The following is a 15,725-nucleotide window of genomic DNA, read 5'->3' on the forward strand; positions in this document are numbered from 1 at the left end:
TAGACCATGCCGCGCCGGGGGGAAGAGGCGAGACGCCCTACTTGGCCTTCACCCGGACGTTCATCGCGCCGTTCGGCCCGGCCTTGACCTCGAAACGGCCGGTGGCGCGGATCAGGTCCGACAGTTTCACATGGCCGTAGGTGCGCTGGTCGAAGTCGGGATAGGCGTTGCGCAGCCGACTGCCGATGCCGCCCATCGCCACCCAGCCGTCGCCGTCCTCGTCCATGTCGGCGATGGCCTTGGCGATCAGACGCCCGGCTTCGGACGGTTTGCGGCGAGCGGGGGCGGGGGGCGTCGCCGCGGCCTCGTCATTGGTCTCGGGCGACGGGACCGTCAGATTCTCCGTATAGATGAAGCGGGTGCAGGCCTGACGGAAGCTCTCGGGCGTCTTCTGTTCGCCGAAGCCATAGACCGGGACGCCCTGTTCGCGGATGCGCGCGGCCAGCCGGGTGAAGTCGCTGTCCGACGACACCAGGCAGAAGCCGTCGAACCGTCCCGAATGCAGCAGGTCCATCGCGTCGATGACCAGGGCGATGTCGCCCGAGTTCTTGCCCTTGGTGTTCTGGAAGTTCTGCTGCCACTGGATCGCCCAGCGCGGCAGGACGTCGATCCAGCCCTTCAGCGATGGGTTGGCCGCATCGCCGTAGATGCGCCGGGCCGAGGCCTCGCCCAGGGTGGCGATCTCGCTAAAAAGCGCCTCGGCGATCCGGGCCGAGGCGTTCTCGCCGTCGATCAGCACGGCCAGGCGCGGGGCGCGGGCGGAAGGGATCAGGGCGTCGGTCGGCATGGGGGCTCCGGCGAGGGGAGGGGACGAGGAAGGCTCGCCCTGTCGGCCTCTCGGGTCAACTGCAAAGCAAAACGGCCGGCGGGTCGCCCCGCCGGCCGTCTCGTTTAGGTCTGGATCGAAGCGGCTTACTGGGCCGGCTTCGGCGCCTCGGCGGCGCGCACCTCGACCGGCAGGCCCAGGGCGTCCAGCTGCGGCTTGACCACCGCAGCGTCGCCGACCACGACCCAGACGAAGCTGTCGGGCTTGATCGCGGCGCGGGCGGCGGCGTCCATCTGTTCGGCCGTCAGGGCGTTGATGCGGCCCGCCAGCGTCTCCTGATAGTTGTCCGGGCGGCCGTACAGGGCGTTCGAGCGCAGGGCGTTCAGCACCTGGAACGAGGTCTCATAGCTGCCCGACAGGCCGCGCGTGTCGCCCAGGACGGTGCGCTCGCGCTCGGCCTGCGTCACGCCGTCGGCGGTCAGGAAACGCTCGTACTGGCCGATCAGGGCCGCGATCGACTCGCCGGTGCGGTTGGCCTGCACCGGGGCGTTGACGATGTAGGGCGAGCGTTGCTCCTGGGCGACGACATAGCCGCGCACCCCGTAGGACCAGCCCTTGGTCTCGCGCAGGTCGGCGTTGATCCGCGACAGGAAGTCGGCGCCCAGGACCGTATTGGCTGTGGTCAGGGTCAGCAGATCGTCCCTACCGGACACCGGCAGAACCTGACCGCCATAGATCAGCGACTGCGGCGATTGCGGCCGGTCGATCAGCACGATGCGGGCCGAGGTCTGGGGCAGGGCGGCGTCGAAGGCTTTAGTCCCCTTCGGCGTCGAGGGCGCGCGCCAGTTGCCGAAAGCGGCTTCCAGCTGCGGCTTCAGCTCGGCCAGCGGCAGGTCGGACACCACGAACAGCTTGGCGTTGTCCGGACGGATCCAGCGCGCGTGTTCGGCCATCAGGTCGTCGCGCGTCAGGCTGCGGATCACCGCTTCGTCGCCCGTGCCGCTGAACGAGCGGCCATAGGGGTGGGTCTCGCCAAAGAGCAGCGGCGGCAGGGCGCGGCCGGCGATGGCGGTCGGTTGCGTCTTCTCATTGGCCAGGCCGGCCAGGCGCGTCGCGCGCAGGCGCTCGATCTCGGCCGGGGCGAAGGCCGGGTTGCGCACCACGTCCGATAGCAGGGCCAGCGACGGCTGCAGATTGGTCGTCACCGCCGACAGATTGGCCACCGTGCGATCCATCGACGAGCCGACGGAGACGCTGGCGCCCAGACGCTCCTGCGCCTCGGCCAGGGCCTTGGAATCACGCGTCGTCGTGCCTTCCTGCATGACGTTCAGCATCAGGGTGTGGGCGCCCAGACGGTCGGCGCGGTCGGCGGCGACCCCGGCGTCGAACTCCAGCGCCACGCGCGTCACCGGCACGGTGGTCGAGCGGGCGTAGACGATCTCGACGCCGTTCGACAGGGCGGCGCGCTCCACGGCCGGGAAGACGACGTTGGACACCTGGCCGATGGCCGGGGCGGGATCGCGGGCGACGCGCTGGATCGGCTCGGCCGGGGTCGGGGTCGCGCCCGACGGGGCGGCGGCGGCCTCGACATAGGCCTCACGCTCGCCCGGCATGACGATCTGGCTGTAGACCGGGCGGCTCAGCCACTTCTTCATGGCCGCCTGGACCTGGGCCGGGGTCACCGCCGCATAGGCCGCCAGCTCCTTCTTGTAGAAGTCCGGATCGTTGGCATACAGCTGCCCCTCGGCCAGGACCGAGGCCTTGCCGTTGGCCATTTCCAGCCCCTGGATGCGCTGCGAGGCGTAGCGCGTGACCACCCGGTCGATCTCGTCCTGGGTCGGGCCGTTGGCGATCAGGTCGGCCAGCACCTCGTCCATGCGCTTGGCCACGGCGTCGGCGTCGGCGCCCGGCTTGACCATGGCGGAATAGCTGAACATGCCGACGCGCTGGAACACCTGGTTGCCGGCCGAGACGCCCGAGGCCGTCTGCTCGTCGCGCACCAGGACGTTGTCCAGACGCGAGCTGGCCAGGCCGCCCAGCACCGAGGCGCCGACGCTCAGCGGCACGGAGTCCGGATCGCCCAGGCCGGGCACGGCCCAGGTGCGGCTGATGCGGGTCTGGGCCACGCGGTCGTGCAGCACCTGTTCGACCGGCGCCGCCAGGGTCGGCACGGGGGCCGCCGCCGGGGTGTTGACCGGGCCGCGCGCGATGGAGCCGAAATACTTCTGCGTCAGTTCGCGGGCCTTGGCTTCATTGATGTCGCCGGACAGGACCAGGACGGCGTTGTTCGGGCCGTAGTTCTGGCGGAACCAGTCGCGCACCGTCTCCATGCTGGCGGAATCCAGGTCGTCCATCGAGCCGATGGTCGAGTGGCGATAGGGGTGGCCCTCCGGGAACAGGGCTTCCAGCGTGGCGTAATAGGTCATGCCGTAGGGCTGGTTGTCGCCCTGGCGCTTCTCGTTCTGAACGACGCCGCGCTGCAGATCCAGCACCTCCTGGCTGACCTGGCCCAGCAGATAGCCCATGCGGTCGGATTCCAGATAAAGCGTGTATTCCAGCGCCGGGGTCGGCACCGTCTGGAAGTAGTTGGTGCGGTCGAACCAGGTCGTGCCGTTCAGGCCCGTGGCGCCGGCCGCATTCATCGTCTGGATGTGGCTGGAGGGCGAGTTCTCCGACCCGCCGAACATCAGGTGTTCGAACAGGTGGGCGAAGCCGGTCGAACCCTTGGGCTCGTCCTTGGAGCCGACGTTGTACCAGACCGACACCGCCACGACGGGCGCCTTGCGGTCCTCGTGCACCAGCACGGTCAGGCCGTTGTCCAGCTGGAAGCGCTGCCACGGAATGTCGACGCGGGCGATCAGCTCAGACACCGGCGCGCCGCGCAGAGGCTGGGCCTGGGATTGGGCCTGGGTTGCTGTAGTCGCGGCGGCGGCGGTCGCGACGGGCGCGGCCAGAACGGGCGTGCTCACGGCCAGAAGGGCGGCGAGGGCTACGGAAGAGGCGGCAAGGCGCATGGTGTTTGGTCCCCAACGGATCATGTTGGGCCGGACCTTAGCCGCGTAAACGCATCCCGCAACGCGGCACATCGTTACATGAACGATTGTTCATGTTCGGCATCCCGGCCTGCGCGGCGTCGGTTCGGCCGCAAACAGCCGCTTCGCTTCAGGCGCGCTTGCTGGGCAGGAAGGGCGAGAAGGTGATGACGGTGAAGGTGTCGCGGATGTGCGGACGCGTCTGCACCTGCTTGGTGACGAAGGTGCCGATGTCGGCGTCCTTGGACAGCTGGAACTTGGCCAGCAGGTCGTGCTGGCCCGATGTCGAATAGACCTCGCTCACATTCTCGACATTGTCGACCAGATCGGCCGCAACATCGTTCGCAAAGCCCAACTCGCATTTGATGAAGACGAAAATGGCGGTCATCATGGCCTTCAAGCCTCCCGTTCAAGCGGAGGTCTCTAGCGGATGGAGACGACATGGGTAAGGCTTTGTCGCCCGAGGCGACGCAGAACGAACGGGCCGCGGCCTATGAGGCGGCCTATAACAACCGCGCCCGCGTGCCGGGCCACCCCGCCATCCTGGACCGCTGGCGCAAGGAATCGCTGCGGGTGATCGACGCCCGGCGCCCCGAGACGATCGAGTACGGCCCGTCCGAGCGCCAGAAGATGGAATGGTTCGACGCCGGGCCCGGCGCCCCCGTCGCCGTCTTCATGCACGGCGGCTATTGGCAGGCGCTGGACCGGGGCTGGTTCGCCTGGGTGGCGCCCGCCCTGCTGGAGCACGGGATCAGCGTCGTCGTGCCGGGCTATGACCTGGCGCCGGGCGTCTCGGTCGGCAAGATCATCAGCCAGATGCGCGACGCTACGGAGTTCGTCCGCGCCCGCAGCGGCAAGCGGCCGCTGGTGTTCGGCCATTCGGTTGGCGGCCATATGGCGGCGGGCATGTTGTCCGAAGGCCGGGCGCGCGCGGCGCTGGCGATCTCGGGCGTGTTCGATCTGGAGCCGCTGATCCACACCTCGCTGAACGACGCCCTGGGCCTGGATGCGCCGGTCGCCCGCGCCCTGTCGCCGATCCACTGGCCCGCGCCGAACGGGGCGACGCCCGGCGGCACGACGCTGGACTGCTGGGTCGGCGGGGCCGAGAGCAATGAGTTCGTTCGCCAGAGCCGAGAGATGGCCGCCGCCTGGGGCGGAAAGGGCGCCGACACCCATGTCGAGATCGTCGACGGCGCCGACCACTTCACCGTGCTGGACTCTCTGGCCGATCCCGACAGTCCGATGGTCAAGCGTCTGGTGGAACTGGCGACCGCCGAATAGGCTTCGATCTGTCAGGCCGTAAGGAGTTTTCATGCGTCACGACCGCCTCGCCGTGCTGACCGCCATCGAGACGCAAGGGGTGGTGCCCGTCTTCTACCATCCCGACGCCGAGGTCTGCGCCCAGGTGATCCGCGCCTGCGCGCGCGGCGGGGCGCGCGCGGTGGAGTTCACCAATCGCGGCGACTTCGCCTGGGAGACCTTCACCGCCCTGTCAAAGGACTTCGCGCGCACGGACCCCGACATCATCCTGGGCGTCGGCTCGATTCTGGATGCGCCGACGGCGGCCCTCTATCTGGCCTCGGGCGCGCGGTTCGTGGTCAGCCCGTGTCTGGTTCCCGAGGTGGCGCAGGTCTGCAACCGCCGCATGGTCGCCTATGCGCCGGGCTGCGGTTCGGTGCGCGATATCTCTGAGGCGCAAGAACTGGGCTGCGAGATCGTCAAACTGTTCCCCGGCGCCTCGGTGGGCGGGGCGGACTTCGTCAAGGCGGTGCTGGGGCCGATGCCGTGGACCAAGATCATGCCGACCGGCGGGGTCGACCCGGACGAAGCCTCCATCCGCGACTGGTTCGGGGCGGGCATCGTCGCGGCGGGCATGGGGTCCAAGCTGATCACCAAGGCCGCCATCGAGGCGAAGGACTGGGCCGGGATAGAGACCCAGGTGCGCCAGACGGTTGAGACGATCGCGGCGTTTCGGAAGAAAGGCTGACCCTCTCCCTCCCCGTCCCGGGTGGCTGAGCCTGAAAGGCGAAGCCGGGTGGGGGCGGCTGGGTCATTCAGTCGCCGAGCCCAGGATCGCCTGGCCCTCCCCACCCGGTCTCCGCTTCGCTCCGACCACCCTCCCCGGGACGGGGAGGGAGAGGCGTCGCGCCTATATTGCGCTCAAGCAGCGAGCCGCCGCGCGGCGAGCGCTAGCGCACAAAAAAGACCCCGCCGTTTCCAGCGGGGCCTCTTCTATTCAAACGCCTTCGCCGATCAGGCGGCGGCTTCGTTCTTGGCGGCCAGCTTGGCCTGGTGGGCGGCCATGCCGGCGGCGATCAGCTCGGCGGCTTCGCCCGCGTCGCCCCAGCCGTTGACCTTGACCGACTTGCCCTTCTCCAGATCCTTGTAGCGGGTGAAGAAGTGCTCGATCTGCTCGATCAGGATGGCGGGCAGCTGACGATAGCTGGAAACCTCGGTGTAATAGGGGTTCAGCTTGTCGACCGGCACGGCCAGGATCTTTTCGTCGCCGCCGGCCTCGTCGACCATCTTCAGCACGCCGATCGGGCGCGAGCGGATGACGCAGCCCGGCACCACCGGCGTCGGGTTCAGCACGATGACGTCGCAGGGGTCGCCGTCGTCCGACAGGGTGTGCGGCACGAAGCCGTAGTTGCCCGGATAGTACATGGCGGTGTGCAGGAAGCGGTCGACGAACAGGGCGCCGGAGTCCTTGTCCATCTCATACTTCACCGGCAGGCCGCCCTGCGGGATCTCGATGATGACGTTGATGTCCCACGGCGCGTTGGGGCCGACCGGGATGGCGTCGATGTTCATGGTACGCTCTTATTGCAGGTGCGAACGGGGGAGAATTGACGCGCGTGATAAGCTTTGCGCGTCTTTACGGCAAGCGTCGCGGCGATCACGCTTGCCTTGCGCGGGCCGACGTGGCGTCAATCAGGCATGAGTCTGTTTGATTGGATCGCCCTGTTCGTCTTCGTCATCGCCTGGTTGGGCTATGGCCCGCTGATGCGTCTGACTGCGCGCCGCAGCGGCTCGCTCAACGTGGACATGCTGTCGGTGCGCGACGCCTGGATGCGCGCCATGACCCACCGCGAGATGCGGTTGATCGACAGCCAGCTGCTGGGCCATTCGATCAACTCGGGCTCCTTCTTCGCCTCGACCAATCTGCTGCTGATCGCCGCCGTGGCGGGCGTGCTGTTCGGGGGGGAGGCGGCCCTGCGCGGTTTCGCCGCGGTCGGCGCCGAGGCCGTCACGCCGCGCCTGATGGAGGCCAAGCTGGCCCTGGTGCTGCTGTGCCTGGCGCGCGGCTTCCTCGACTTCATCTGGGCGCTGCGCCAGCTGAACTACACCGTCGCCCTGATCGGCGCCGCGCCGGAAATCCATGAAGAGGCCGACCGCGTCGCCTATGGCCGGGCCGTGGCGCGGGTGCTGAACCCTGCGTTGGCCAACTTCAATCAGGGCGTGCGGGGCTATTATTTCGCCCTCGCCGCCGCGGCCTGGCTGTTCGGGCCGCTGTGGCTGCTGCTCGGCGCAGTGTCGGTGTTCGCCCTACTGGCCTGGCGACAGCTGGCCTCGCCCGCCGCCTCCGCCATACGTCAGGCCCGGCGTCTTCTGGAGCAGGCCTAGCTATCTCGCAGGTGCGAGATAAGCGCCGATGACGACCCCGTCCGGCGCTCCGCGTCGACCGTGAACTCCGTAACATCCCGTGATTGCATAAGGCCGAAACGGCCCTTGTTTTTTTGTGCGCTGCAAACTAACTTCTTTTTCGACGCTTTCGAGCGTCTTGCCCTTCCTGGGCGTTTCCTCCCTATAGACTTTCAAAGCCGCGCCGTTTGGCGCGGCTCTTTTTTTGTCCTGGGACCCGCAGTCAGACGCGCCAGTCGGCGCACAGCTCGGCGATCACCCGCCGCAGCGCGGAGCGGCAGCGGCTCCAGCCGGGGGAGGGGGCCCAGGCGGCCTCATCCCAGTACAGCCCCCGGCTCAGCTCCACCTGAATGGCCTCAAAGCCCTCGTCCGGCCGTCCCCACCGCTGGGTCGCATAGCCGCCGGCGTAGGGCCGGTTCAGCCCCACCGTCAGCCCCTGCGCCTCGAACAGCCGCCGCAGCCGCCGCGTCAACGCTGCGTCGCAGCTGCTCCCATGCCGGTCGCCCAGCACCACGTCCACCGCGCCGCCTGTCGCCCGCGCAGGCATGGAGTGCCAGTCGACCAGCACCGCCCGCCCGGCGTGCGATCGCGTCGCCCGCATCATCTGCTCCAGGGCCGCGTGATAGGGGGCATGAACCTGCGCCACGCGCGCCTCGGCCTCGCGCACCGTCAGGCGTCGGTCGTACAGAGGCGTCCCGTCCCCCGCCAGGCGCGCCACCACGCCGTATCCGGCCAGAGCCTTGGCGGTGGCGGGACTGTCGTCCGCGTCGATGATCAGGTCCGGATCCCACTCGTCCGGCGCCCGGTTCAGATCGACATAGGCCCGGCCGAACCGCGCGGCGATCACGGCCGCGCCTTGCTCGGGTCCGCAGTCGATCAACTGGTCCACCGCCGCGTCCTCGGCGCTGCGCACGGCGCGGACCGAGGCGGATGCGTTCATGGCCGCCGGATACACGTCGCCCGAATGCGGCGAGGCGAACACCAGCGGCGTCGCGCGCCCGGCGGCGGCCGGCGCGATCCAGAAGGGCGACTGAGACGCGTCCATGTTTCGCCCATAGCCTGCTTCGCGCGCAAAGGCGCGTCCGGCGAGCCCGCCGTTCGTCTTCATCGCCGGTTTACCCGGCCCGCCTAGTCTGGCGACTGAATTCCAACGGTTTAGACTCGATCATGGCGCGCATTCTTCTGGCCGAAGACGACAACTCCCTCCGCGGCTTCCTGACCCGCGCGCTTGAGCGGGCCGACCATGAGGTCGTGGCCTGCGAGAACGGCGACGACGCCATCGACGCCCTGGACCAGGGTCCCTACGACCTGCTGCTGACCGACATCGTCATGCCCGGCGCCGACGGCATCGAGGTCGCCCGTGTCGCCGCCGCCCGCCAGCCGGGCCTGCGCATCATGTTCATCACCGGCTTCGCCGCCGTCGCCCTCAGCGCCGCACAGGCCTCGCCCCAGGCCAAGGTCCTGTCCAAACCCGTCCACCTGCGCGACCTGGTGACCGAGGTCGAGCGCATGATCGCGGCTTAAGCGAAAGAAAAGTCGAAGAAAGGCGCAGAACCCCCTTGCGGCCTGCGCAAACTGCGGGTTATAGACGCCGCCTTCCCGCCCACCGGCCCAACCGCCGAGGGGCCGCAGAACAGGCGGACGCGTAGCTCAGCGGGAGAGCACTACGTTGACATCGTAGGGGTCACAGGTTCAATCCCTGTCGCGTCCACCATTCTTTTTCCCTTATAGAACAAGCTCTAAGCTCACCGCCTTGCTGCGTAGCAATTGAGCCTTGAAGCGCTGCTACCCAGAATGCTCCCCGGAATGGGGGCCTGATAGACGGGTAGGGGCGCGCGCCGCACGATTCAGCTACACCGCCGCGCCATGACACCCGACCAGTTGAACGACGCCCTCGACGCCATGGCTGCAGCCGCCGGCGACGACCCCCAACCTGGCGCCCGGCCTGATCACAGTTGAGAGCGGCCATTGGGTGAACGTGCTGTCGGCAGTACGCGCTACCTGCGCGGCGCTGAACGACGGGCTGCGCCACCGCAACATGGTGATCCACGTCGGATCGCAACAGGAAACGAAGGTGCTGACGCGCGCGGAAGCGGGAGAGCGGGGCGCGCCCTATCGCGACCTGGAGCCGAGAACCTGATGATCACAAGCGGCGGTTTGAAATGTCCGCTGAGGGTGGAAAGCTGCCATTACTATGACTCCCATGAGCGTAGCATTGCCATTGCCTTCTGGAAGGTCGCTTCAAGCGCCGGGATTTCATCATCCTTCAATTTGATCGTGAGAGCCAAGTCGTCAACGCCGAGTGTCGCTGAACAAAGACCAGAGCGACCTTCTGTTTCCATCTTGAAGCAACTTATAAAGGGGGTGTTCGCGCCAGAAGATGTATTCGGGCTGTAGGTCCAGAACGTATCGTCACCATTCCTGAGCCACTCATGGCCTTGCCATTCTATTGGCTTCGGGCTGCAAATTGTTTTTGAAACGTATCCACTTCCATTAGCCCGCCGACATACCTCTGCCCTGCCTTCAACCACGACAAGTATCCGTCGTCGTAAATCGGCTTCAGGATTGAGAATGAAGATGAACCCTTCGTCTTTCGGCTCAGGCAGAAAGAACGGAAAAGAACTCCCAGGAATTAGATAAGCGACGGGAACATCATAACGATGACCAGAGACTTGATGATGTCCATTGGTGCAACTGACCAAAAGCAGGGCCGTCGCGCCGACTGCGAAGCTGAAAGCTGACGATTTTTGGCGGGCAGCACCCATAGCCCAATAATAACGGTTCTCGGAAAAGTCCGCTACAGGTCGCAAGCGGCCGTTTACTCCTCGACCGAAAGTCTACGCCCGAAAACGCAGAAAACCCCGCCACCCGGTGAAGGGCGACGGGGCGTATAGCGGAGCCTTAGAGGCTCGACGCCTTGCAATCCGGCCTCTAAGCCCCATTTAGGATAGGAGCCTCGGCTCAATGCCCGTCTGAGTGCCAATCTGGCAGACGGGACGTGCCCGTCAGCCAGGCCTGGGCGGAAGTTCAGGCGGCGGCGGGCAACTCAGGCCCTTCAACCCCATCTCATCGAAGAACCGGCACAGGCGCCCGACCTGCGCCCAACCCGCCTCGCCCCAGGCCTCGATGGCGTTGTCGTGCAGCTCGCCGGCGATCCGGCTGGTCAGCACATCGTCGGGCGGGACCGGCTTAGGCTGGACCCTCAAGTCCTCGACAGGCGGGCGGGATGCGCCCAGCGTCCCGCAACTGGCGACACCGGCGCCTAAGCTCACGCTCATCAGGCACGCCGTCAGGAAGGGCTTGCGCGGCATGGTCTCTCTCCTCTTGCCGGTTGCGGATCGTGGTGGTGTCGGTCAGGCGCTCGCTGGCCGCCGCTTCCCGGGCGGCTGACGCCTTCGCCTCGACCTTGGCTTGCTCGGCCGCCTGACGGTCGCGAACGCCCTCAGCGCCCCTGCGAGCGCAGTAGCCGCCGAAGATCAGGAAGGCGGTGAGGAGGGCAATGGCCAGCCAGGTGGTCGGGGCGAGGGCGCGGCCGAGGCCGAGGGCCAAGGTCAGCATGTCCGCCACTCCCCATTGGTGAGGAAGCCGTGCCACTCGCACCCGCCCCGGAATAGGACCGAAGGCGTAAGCGTCGGGTGCTCACGGTTGCCGTCCCAGTCCCAGCGCGGCTCGATGGTGTTGGTCTCGACCGGCAGATATCCCTCACGCTTGCGGCCGCAGGGGCAGATGAAGGCGATCCCGCCGACGCTACCGTCTGGATATGAACGGATCTCCACCGCGCCGGGCGTGTCGTTGTGGTGGTCGATGTCCTCGACAATGAAGCCGGCGATCATCGCGCGAGCTCCCAATGAGGGCTGTCCGTCTCGCCCCGCTCGCGCGGCTTGCCGTTGCGGTTCCAGTCGGCGCCCCAGCGGATCGCCACGCCCAGCTCGGCCGACGCCGCGAACATGGCCTCGGCGATCGCGTCGAACTTCGGGACCCGAACCGGCCCTTCCCAGTCCACCGGGAACGGGATCAGATCGACGGTGTGGTCATAGCCCGTCTGCGCGTTGACGAAGTGGTTGCTGGTCAGCGTCCAGGTGACCTTGGGGCCGGGCTTCGTGCGGCCCTGCGCGTAAAGCTCGCGCTGGCGCTGGGGCGTCCGAACGCCCTCCAGCACCGAGAAGTCGACGGACGACAGCTGGATGGCCCGCTCGACCACGCGGATGAGGTCCGGGTGCACGCCAGCGAGCCGGGCGCGCGATTGCGCACCAAGGCGAAAGGCCATCATGGTCTCCAGTTCAGATTGTGAGGGTCGGATTTGCGCTTTCCGCCAATCGCGGTTAGGCGATGCGTCTGCTTAGGGGAGAGGCGATTTGAAGAAGCTGATTGCGACGACTGTCATGATTGCAGCATTACTGTCGTGCGCAGGCACCGCTGCTGCTGGAACCTATCAGGGCGTTGCAAGTCATGACGGTACACAGTGGGGGATTTCTTGGAGTAATGTTTGGCCAACATGCTCATTTAAATCTCTATCTTCTTATTCACCTTCTGTAGTATTAGCTACTATTGACGGCGTCGATAGAGATTTAACTAGATATAATATCGGTGTTAATAGCATAACCGGCAAGAATTATTTGACATTCCTGCCGAGCCCTCCTGGCGTCTTGAATGAGATGACATTTCAGGGCCAAGACTCATTTCAGTGTGACGGCCACACTTTCCTTCTTCCTGGATATGTCGCTCCCACCGCCATTCCCACCATGTCCGAATGGGCGATGATTTTGCTGGGCGTCTTGCTGGCTGGCGGTGCGGCGCTGATGATCCAGCGGCGGCGTCCGGCGGCCTGATCCCCACTCTGGTTGCGCCCGAAGTAGAAGCCGAGGATCAGCAGCATCCCGTCCTTGAACATGGACGCCACCAGCATGACAGCGTCGGCATAGCGCTCGGCCACCATGTCGCCCAGCCAGGCGATCATCGGCAGGAACAGCAGGTTGCCGGCCAGGAAGCCGAGGGCGAGGATCGTCGTGGTGCGCGGCAGGTTGATCACCTGAGGCCACCAGCGGGGCGGTTTGCGGCTCATGCTCCGGCTCCGTTTTTGATGCTGATGCCCGCGACGAAGGCGGCGATGCCGGCCAGCAGCCACGGCGCGGTCTGACGCAGCCAATCGACCAGGGCCTTGGCGCCCTTCTGCTGATCCCGCGTCCCCTCCAGATCGTCGATGCGCTTGAAAGCGGCCGACAGGCGGTCGTTCAGGGCCTCGATCTGGCGCTCGTACTCGCGCGCCTCCAGCTTGATGACCCGCTCGCGCACGTCATCGACCTTGGCGTTCATCCGCTCGACCTGACGGCCAAGGGCTGACACCGCGTCGGTCAGACCGCGCATGGCATGAATTTCGGCCATGCTGACGGCCTCCGGCTTGGTCACCGGAGTAATGATCTCGTCGCCTGCGGACATGCGGGCTCCTACGCGATGGGTTTGGAGAAGAGACGAACCGGGTTCATCAGGCAGCCGGTTCGGCCGGTTCCGCCTGAGGCGGCTGCGGCAGCTCGAAGTTCTCGGCCAGTTGCCCGGCCAGGAATCGGGCCTGCGCGCCGCTGTTCGCGAGACGGTCGGGCAGGCCGCCGTGCCAGAGCGCGAACCCATCCAGATCCGACGTCTTCATGGCCACGACCTCGGCGCTGATGATCATCAGCTTGTCGATGATGGCCTGCACCTGGGCGTTCCGGGCATCCAGCAGTTGTTGTGCGTCGGGATAGGGCGTACCGCCCTCGGAATTGTTTTGCGTAGTCGACATTATGCGCTCCTTTGCTATGCGCCGAAGTAACCAGACACGTTGAAGTGGTCGATGAAATCGCCAGTGTTCTGGTTGTAGAGGTAGGCATCAAAGCCGAAGCTGCGTCGGCCGCCCGTCGTATTCAGGACCACGGCGAAGCGGATGCTGTCGCCGTTATAAACGGTCACGTAGCTGGTGCCGTTGTACAGCTGCGTCGTCAGGATATCGCCGCGCTGGGTCTGGCAGGCCATGACGCTGTCGCGGATGGGAACTGACACGGAGTAGTTGGCGATCTGAACGACGACAGTAACCGGCTGATTGATGCCCGATACCGACTGATAGTTGTTATAGGTGTAGTAACCGCCGTCGTAGGTATCGAACCAGATATTCCCGAAATCCATGTGGTTCAGGGAAGAGTCGGCGACATTATAGTTCGTCGTTATCAACCGTCAGCGTTAGGCGGCCGCCCGTCAGGCTGACGTGGCCCACGCTTTCGTTCCAGAAAGCGATGTCCCACTGCCCCCCACCGCCGCCCGCACGAGGTGTCGCCATAGGCGTAATAGTAGACCCAATCGCCGTTGTTCACGGTGAAATCGACATACCGCGTGGCCGATCGCCGAGAGTCGATCTCGGCCACCTTCGTCCACGGCCCATTCGGCCCCGGCCCTTAAACGTAGGTGACCGCCGTCGTCAGATTCCCCGAATAGTTGAACCGCTCGACCCGCAGCGTCACGGTGCGGTTGATGCCGGTGAACTGAACGACGCTCTCGACGCCATGGCCGCAGCCGCCGGCCATGACCCCGACCTGGCGCCCGGCCTGGTCGCCATAGAGGCCGATCATTGGATCCAGGTCTTGTCGGCCGTGCGCGCAGGCTCGGGTTTGCACGACGGCCTGCGCCACAGGGAGATTGTGATCCACGTCGGATCGCAGCAGGAAACGGAGGTGCTCGCGCGCGGTGAGGCGGGAGAGCGCGGCGCGCCGTTCGTCCGGCGTCTCGACCAGCGCCCTGTTCGCTTTTTCAGCGCGCCGTCGCCGTCTGCAAGATTTCGTAAAGAGGTCCGGCTCTACGCAGATATCCAACCAGCAGGGAGCGCGAGCGATGGGGACGGGATGCGAGGGCTGCCGCGACGGCGCCGGGTTCGATCTGCCCTTCTCGATGGCTTTCCAACCCATCGTGGATATCGCCAACCAGACGATCTTCGCGCACGAGGCCCTGGTGCGCGGCGTCGGCGGCGAAGGCGCCTATTCGGTTCTGAGCCGGGTCGCGGACGACAACCGCTATGCTTTCGACCAGCAGTGCCGGGTCAAGGCCATCGAAATGGCCACCGCCCTGGACCTGCCGCGCGACGGCGCGCGACTGTCGATCAACTTCATGCCCAATGCGGTCTATGAGCCGCGGGCCTGTATTCGCCTGACCCTGGCGACGGCCATGCGCACCGGCTTTCCGCTCGACCGGATCATCTTCGAGTTCACCGAAGACGAGAAGCTGGACGCCAACCACCTGCTGAATATCCTGCGCACCTACCGCGCCATGGGCTTCAAGACGGCGATCGACGATTTCGGCGCCGGTTATGCGGGTCTGGGCCTGCTGTCGAAATTCCAGCCCGACATCGTCAAACTGGATATGGAGTTGATCCGCGACATCGACCGCGATCAGGCCAAGCAGAAGATCGTCAAATCCCTGCTGGGCCTGATGGCCGACCTGGGCATTCAGACCATCTGCGAAGGCGTCGAAACCCAGGACGAGCTGCGGGCGCTGGAGGATCTAGGAGCCCACCTGATCCAGGGCTACGCCCTGGCCCGACCGGCGTTCGAGAGCCTGGTGAACGCCGACGCCCTGACCTCCATGCAGGCGCGCCAAGTCGCCTGAACCTACAATGCGACAACTGATCTACGTCAGCAGGGTCGTTCCCGGCTTGCAGGACGAAGACGCCTTGCTGCGATCCATCCTCGAGGTCTCGGTCCGAAACAACACCGCCGTGGCGGTGAGCGGCATGCTGCTGCGCCATCGCGACCATTTCTTCCAGGCGCTGGAAGGGTCGGCTGCCGCCGTTGAAGCCATCTATCGCCGGGTGCGGCGAGACCCGCGCCATCAGGACCTCAAGCTTCTTCAGGACGCGACGCCGACATCCAGAAGTTTCGCCGGCTGGGCGATGTGCGGCCACAATATGGGACCGGCAGACAATGAAATCCTGGAAGTCCTGGCGCTGAGACGCGGGTTTGATCCGCAACGAATCAGCGGTCCTGGCGCCTTGTCGCTGTTGAGAACCGTGCACGCTGTGCAGCAGCGCGTAGACCTACGGGCCCAGGCGGCGGTCGTTATTGAAGCTTGAACCATCGCACCGGGTCTCTGCCCGAAGCCGGACTCTTACGCGGGGCCGCCTGCGGTTATCAGTGCTGGACGAAGGCGCTTCGGACGCTTCGGCGCCGACAAGCTACTGAAAACTCATAGAGCGCCCAGGTTGTCATCGTGGGGTCAAAGGTTCAATGCCTGCCCGCCGCCATTCTTTACAAGCCGTTGGATAGCCT

General features: G+C 65.9%; 22 protein-coding genes and 1 tRNA gene. 9 read left to right on the forward strand and 14 right to left on the reverse strand.

Features of this window, described 5'->3' with window-relative positions:
- Positions 1-37 precede the first annotated feature (37 nt).
- From PIB44_RS02745 to PIB44_RS02755, 3 genes are all read right to left on the reverse strand, one after another.
- The gene (locus PIB44_RS02745; RefSeq protein ID WP_134582253.1) at positions 38-787 is read right to left on the reverse strand and encodes an NYN domain-containing protein; all 750 of its coding nucleotides are present in this window, start codon (positions 785-787) and stop codon (positions 38-40) included.
- Positions 788-912: 125 nt separating this feature from the next.
- Positions 913-3,780, reverse strand: coding sequence for a M16 family metallopeptidase (locus PIB44_RS02750; RefSeq protein ID WP_278070329.1), 2,868 nt, complete (start codon positions 3,778-3,780; stop codon positions 913-915).
- A 148-nt stretch (positions 3,781-3,928) separates the two neighbouring features.
- Entirely contained in the window at positions 3,929-4,189 is a 261-nt protein-coding gene (locus tag PIB44_RS02755) for an Lrp/AsnC ligand binding domain-containing protein (RefSeq protein WP_278070330.1), read from the reverse strand.
- A gap of 50 nt (positions 4,190-4,239) precedes the next feature.
- Between PIB44_RS02755 and PIB44_RS02760 the strand changes: the two genes are divergently transcribed.
- Positions 4,240-5,079, forward strand: coding sequence for an alpha/beta hydrolase (locus PIB44_RS02760; protein WP_278070331.1), 840 nt, complete (start codon positions 4,240-4,242; stop codon positions 5,077-5,079).
- 31 nt (positions 5,080-5,110) lie between these two features.
- Positions 5,111-5,785, forward strand: a complete 675-nt coding sequence (locus tag PIB44_RS02765; protein WP_278070332.1) for a bifunctional 4-hydroxy-2-oxoglutarate aldolase/2-dehydro-3-deoxy-phosphogluconate aldolase — start codon at positions 5,111-5,113, stop codon at positions 5,783-5,785.
- A gap of 266 nt (positions 5,786-6,051) precedes the next feature.
- On the opposite strand, the gene ppa is transcribed toward PIB44_RS02765, so the two are convergent.
- Entirely contained in the window at positions 6,052-6,609 is a 558-nt protein-coding gene (ppa, locus tag PIB44_RS02770) for an inorganic diphosphatase (protein WP_025976190.1), read from the reverse strand.
- A gap of 126 nt (positions 6,610-6,735) precedes the next feature.
- Between ppa and PIB44_RS02775 the strand changes: the two genes are divergently transcribed.
- Complete coding sequence (locus tag PIB44_RS02775) at positions 6,736-7,422, forward strand: DUF599 domain-containing protein (protein WP_025976191.1); 687 nt, start codon at positions 6,736-6,738, stop codon at positions 7,420-7,422.
- A gap of 241 nt (positions 7,423-7,663) precedes the next feature.
- On the opposite strand, the gene PIB44_RS02780 is transcribed toward PIB44_RS02775, so the two are convergent.
- Positions 7,664-8,485: an N-formylglutamate amidohydrolase gene (locus PIB44_RS02780; RefSeq protein ID WP_278070333.1), complete on the reverse strand. Its 822-nt coding sequence runs from the start codon at positions 8,483-8,485 to the stop codon at positions 7,664-7,666.
- Between the two features lie 122 nt (positions 8,486-8,607).
- Between PIB44_RS02780 and cpdR the strand changes: the two genes are divergently transcribed.
- From cpdR to PIB44_RS02795, 3 genes are all read left to right on the forward strand, one after another.
- A complete protein-coding gene (gene cpdR / locus PIB44_RS02785) occupies positions 8,608-8,964 on the forward strand; it encodes a cell cycle two-component system response regulator CpdR (RefSeq protein ID WP_025976193.1) in 357 nt (118 codons plus the stop codon).
- Positions 8,965-9,079: 115 nt separating this feature from the next.
- Positions 9,080-9,154: transfer RNA gene (locus PIB44_RS02790), tRNA-Val, on the forward strand.
- A 258-nt stretch (positions 9,155-9,412) separates the two neighbouring features.
- The gene (locus PIB44_RS02795; protein WP_278070334.1) at positions 9,413-9,580 is read left to right on the forward strand and encodes a hypothetical protein; all 168 of its coding nucleotides are present in this window, start codon (positions 9,413-9,415) and stop codon (positions 9,578-9,580) included.
- A gap of 52 nt (positions 9,581-9,632) precedes the next feature.
- On the opposite strand, the gene PIB44_RS02800 is transcribed toward PIB44_RS02795, so the two are convergent.
- The 5 genes from PIB44_RS02800 to PIB44_RS02820 all read right to left on the reverse strand — a co-directional run bounded on the left by PIB44_RS02800 (position 9,633) and on the right by PIB44_RS02820 (position 11,707).
- A complete protein-coding gene (locus PIB44_RS02800; RefSeq protein WP_278070335.1) occupies positions 9,633-10,250 on the reverse strand; it encodes a hypothetical protein in 618 nt (205 codons plus the stop codon).
- A gap of 195 nt (positions 10,251-10,445) precedes the next feature.
- The gene (locus PIB44_RS02805) at positions 10,446-10,646 is read right to left on the reverse strand and encodes a hypothetical protein (RefSeq protein ID WP_278070336.1); all 201 of its coding nucleotides are present in this window, start codon (positions 10,644-10,646) and stop codon (positions 10,446-10,448) included.
- On the reverse strand, positions 10,630-10,998 hold the full coding sequence (locus tag PIB44_RS02810) for a hypothetical protein (RefSeq protein WP_278070337.1): 369 nt from the start codon (positions 10,996-10,998) through the stop codon (positions 10,630-10,632). Before PIB44_RS02810 ends, PIB44_RS02805 begins: the two co-directional genes overlap by 17 nt.
- Positions 10,992-11,273 (reverse strand): ubiquitination-like system serine protease family protein, encoded by a 282-nt coding sequence (locus tag PIB44_RS02815; protein ID WP_278070338.1) that lies wholly within the window; start codon positions 11,271-11,273, stop codon positions 10,992-10,994. Before PIB44_RS02815 ends, PIB44_RS02810 begins: the two co-directional genes overlap by 7 nt.
- On the reverse strand, positions 11,270-11,707 hold the full coding sequence (locus PIB44_RS02820; RefSeq protein WP_278070339.1) for a M15 family metallopeptidase: 438 nt from the start codon (positions 11,705-11,707) through the stop codon (positions 11,270-11,272). The genes PIB44_RS02815 and PIB44_RS02820 overlap by 4 nt, the downstream gene beginning before the upstream one ends.
- Before the next feature lie 490 nt (positions 11,708-12,197).
- Between PIB44_RS02820 and PIB44_RS15165 the strand changes: the two genes are divergently transcribed.
- The gene (locus PIB44_RS15165) at positions 12,198-12,269 is read left to right on the forward strand and encodes a hypothetical protein (protein WP_376787733.1); all 72 of its coding nucleotides are present in this window, start codon (positions 12,198-12,200) and stop codon (positions 12,267-12,269) included.
- Positions 12,270-12,498: 229 nt separating this feature from the next.
- On the opposite strand, the gene PIB44_RS02830 is transcribed toward PIB44_RS15165, so the two are convergent.
- The 4 genes from PIB44_RS02830 to PIB44_RS02845 form a co-directional block, all read right to left on the reverse strand.
- The gene (locus PIB44_RS02830) at positions 12,499-12,876 is read right to left on the reverse strand and encodes a hypothetical protein (RefSeq protein ID WP_003170423.1); all 378 of its coding nucleotides are present in this window, start codon (positions 12,874-12,876) and stop codon (positions 12,499-12,501) included.
- A gap of 46 nt (positions 12,877-12,922) precedes the next feature.
- Complete coding sequence (locus tag PIB44_RS02835) at positions 12,923-13,216, reverse strand: hypothetical protein (protein ID WP_278070341.1); 294 nt, start codon at positions 13,214-13,216, stop codon at positions 12,923-12,925.
- A gap of 14 nt (positions 13,217-13,230) precedes the next feature.
- Positions 13,231-13,596, reverse strand: a complete 366-nt coding sequence (locus PIB44_RS02840; protein WP_278070342.1) for a hypothetical protein — start codon at positions 13,594-13,596, stop codon at positions 13,231-13,233.
- 266 nt (positions 13,597-13,862) lie between these two features.
- Positions 13,863-14,036 carry a hypothetical protein gene (locus PIB44_RS02845; protein WP_278070343.1) on the reverse strand — a complete coding sequence of 58 codons (174 nt, stop codon included), beginning with the start codon at positions 14,034-14,036 and terminating at the stop codon, positions 13,863-13,865.
- A 259-nt stretch (positions 14,037-14,295) separates the two neighbouring features.
- Here PIB44_RS02845 and PIB44_RS02850 point away from each other — a divergent pair, with 259 nt between their 5' ends.
- Positions 14,296-15,066: an EAL domain-containing protein gene (locus PIB44_RS02850; RefSeq protein ID WP_278070344.1), complete on the forward strand. Its 771-nt coding sequence runs from the start codon at positions 14,296-14,298 to the stop codon at positions 15,064-15,066.
- A 7-nt stretch (positions 15,067-15,073) separates the two neighbouring features.
- The gene (locus PIB44_RS02855; RefSeq protein ID WP_278070345.1) at positions 15,074-15,529 is read left to right on the forward strand and encodes a BLUF domain-containing protein; all 456 of its coding nucleotides are present in this window, start codon (positions 15,074-15,076) and stop codon (positions 15,527-15,529) included.
- Positions 15,530-15,725: the final 196 nt, after the last annotated feature.

Origin of the sequence: Brevundimonas sanguinis, assembly GCF_029636725.1 — a bacterium.
Taxonomy (GTDB): Bacteria; Pseudomonadota; Alphaproteobacteria; order Caulobacterales; family Caulobacteraceae; genus Brevundimonas; species Brevundimonas sanguinis.

Coding starts and splice junctions, on each gene's coding strand:
- PIB44_RS02745 (WP_134582253.1), bottom strand. CDS start 787: ATGCCGACCGACGCCCTGATCCCTTCCGCCCGCGCCCCGCGCCTGGCC.
- PIB44_RS02750 (WP_278070329.1), bottom strand. CDS start 3,780: ATGCGCCTTGCCGCCTCTTCCGTAGCCCTCGCCGCCCTTCTGGCCGTG.
- PIB44_RS02755 (WP_278070330.1), bottom strand. CDS start 4,189: ATGATGACCGCCATTTTCGTCTTCATCAAATGCGAGTTGGGCTTTGCG.
- PIB44_RS02760 (WP_278070331.1), top strand. CDS start 4,240: ATGGGTAAGGCTTTGTCGCCCGAGGCGACGCAGAACGAACGGGCCGCG.
- PIB44_RS02765 (WP_278070332.1), top strand. CDS start 5,111: ATGCGTCACGACCGCCTCGCCGTGCTGACCGCCATCGAGACGCAAGGG.
- ppa (WP_025976190.1), bottom strand. CDS start 6,609: ATGAACATCGACGCCATCCCGGTCGGCCCCAACGCGCCGTGGGACATC.
- PIB44_RS02775 (WP_025976191.1), top strand. CDS start 6,736: ATGAGTCTGTTTGATTGGATCGCCCTGTTCGTCTTCGTCATCGCCTGG.
- PIB44_RS02780 (WP_278070333.1), bottom strand. CDS start 8,485: ATGGACGCGTCTCAGTCGCCCTTCTGGATCGCGCCGGCCGCCGCCGGG.
- cpdR (WP_025976193.1), top strand. CDS start 8,608: ATGGCGCGCATTCTTCTGGCCGAAGACGACAACTCCCTCCGCGGCTTC.
- PIB44_RS02810 (WP_278070337.1), bottom strand. CDS start 10,998: ATGCTGACCTTGGCCCTCGGCCTCGGCCGCGCCCTCGCCCCGACCACC.
- PIB44_RS02815 (WP_278070338.1), bottom strand. CDS start 11,273: ATGATCGCCGGCTTCATTGTCGAGGACATCGACCACCACAACGACACG.
- PIB44_RS02820 (WP_278070339.1), bottom strand. CDS start 11,707: ATGGCCTTTCGCCTTGGTGCGCAATCGCGCGCCCGGCTCGCTGGCGTG.
- PIB44_RS02830 (WP_003170423.1), bottom strand. CDS start 12,876: ATGTCCGCAGGCGACGAGATCATTACTCCGGTGACCAAGCCGGAGGCC.
- PIB44_RS02835 (WP_278070341.1), bottom strand. CDS start 13,216: ATGTCGACTACGCAAAACAATTCCGAGGGCGGTACGCCCTATCCCGAC.
- PIB44_RS02840 (WP_278070342.1), bottom strand. CDS start 13,596: ATGGATTTCGGGAATATCTGGTTCGATACCTACGACGGCGGTTACTAC.
- PIB44_RS02845 (WP_278070343.1), bottom strand. CDS start 14,036: ATGATCGGCCTCTATGGCGACCAGGCCGGGCGCCAGGTCGGGGTCATG.
- PIB44_RS02850 (WP_278070344.1), top strand. CDS start 14,296: ATGGGGACGGGATGCGAGGGCTGCCGCGACGGCGCCGGGTTCGATCTG.
- PIB44_RS02855 (WP_278070345.1), top strand. CDS start 15,074: ATGCGACAACTGATCTACGTCAGCAGGGTCGTTCCCGGCTTGCAGGAC.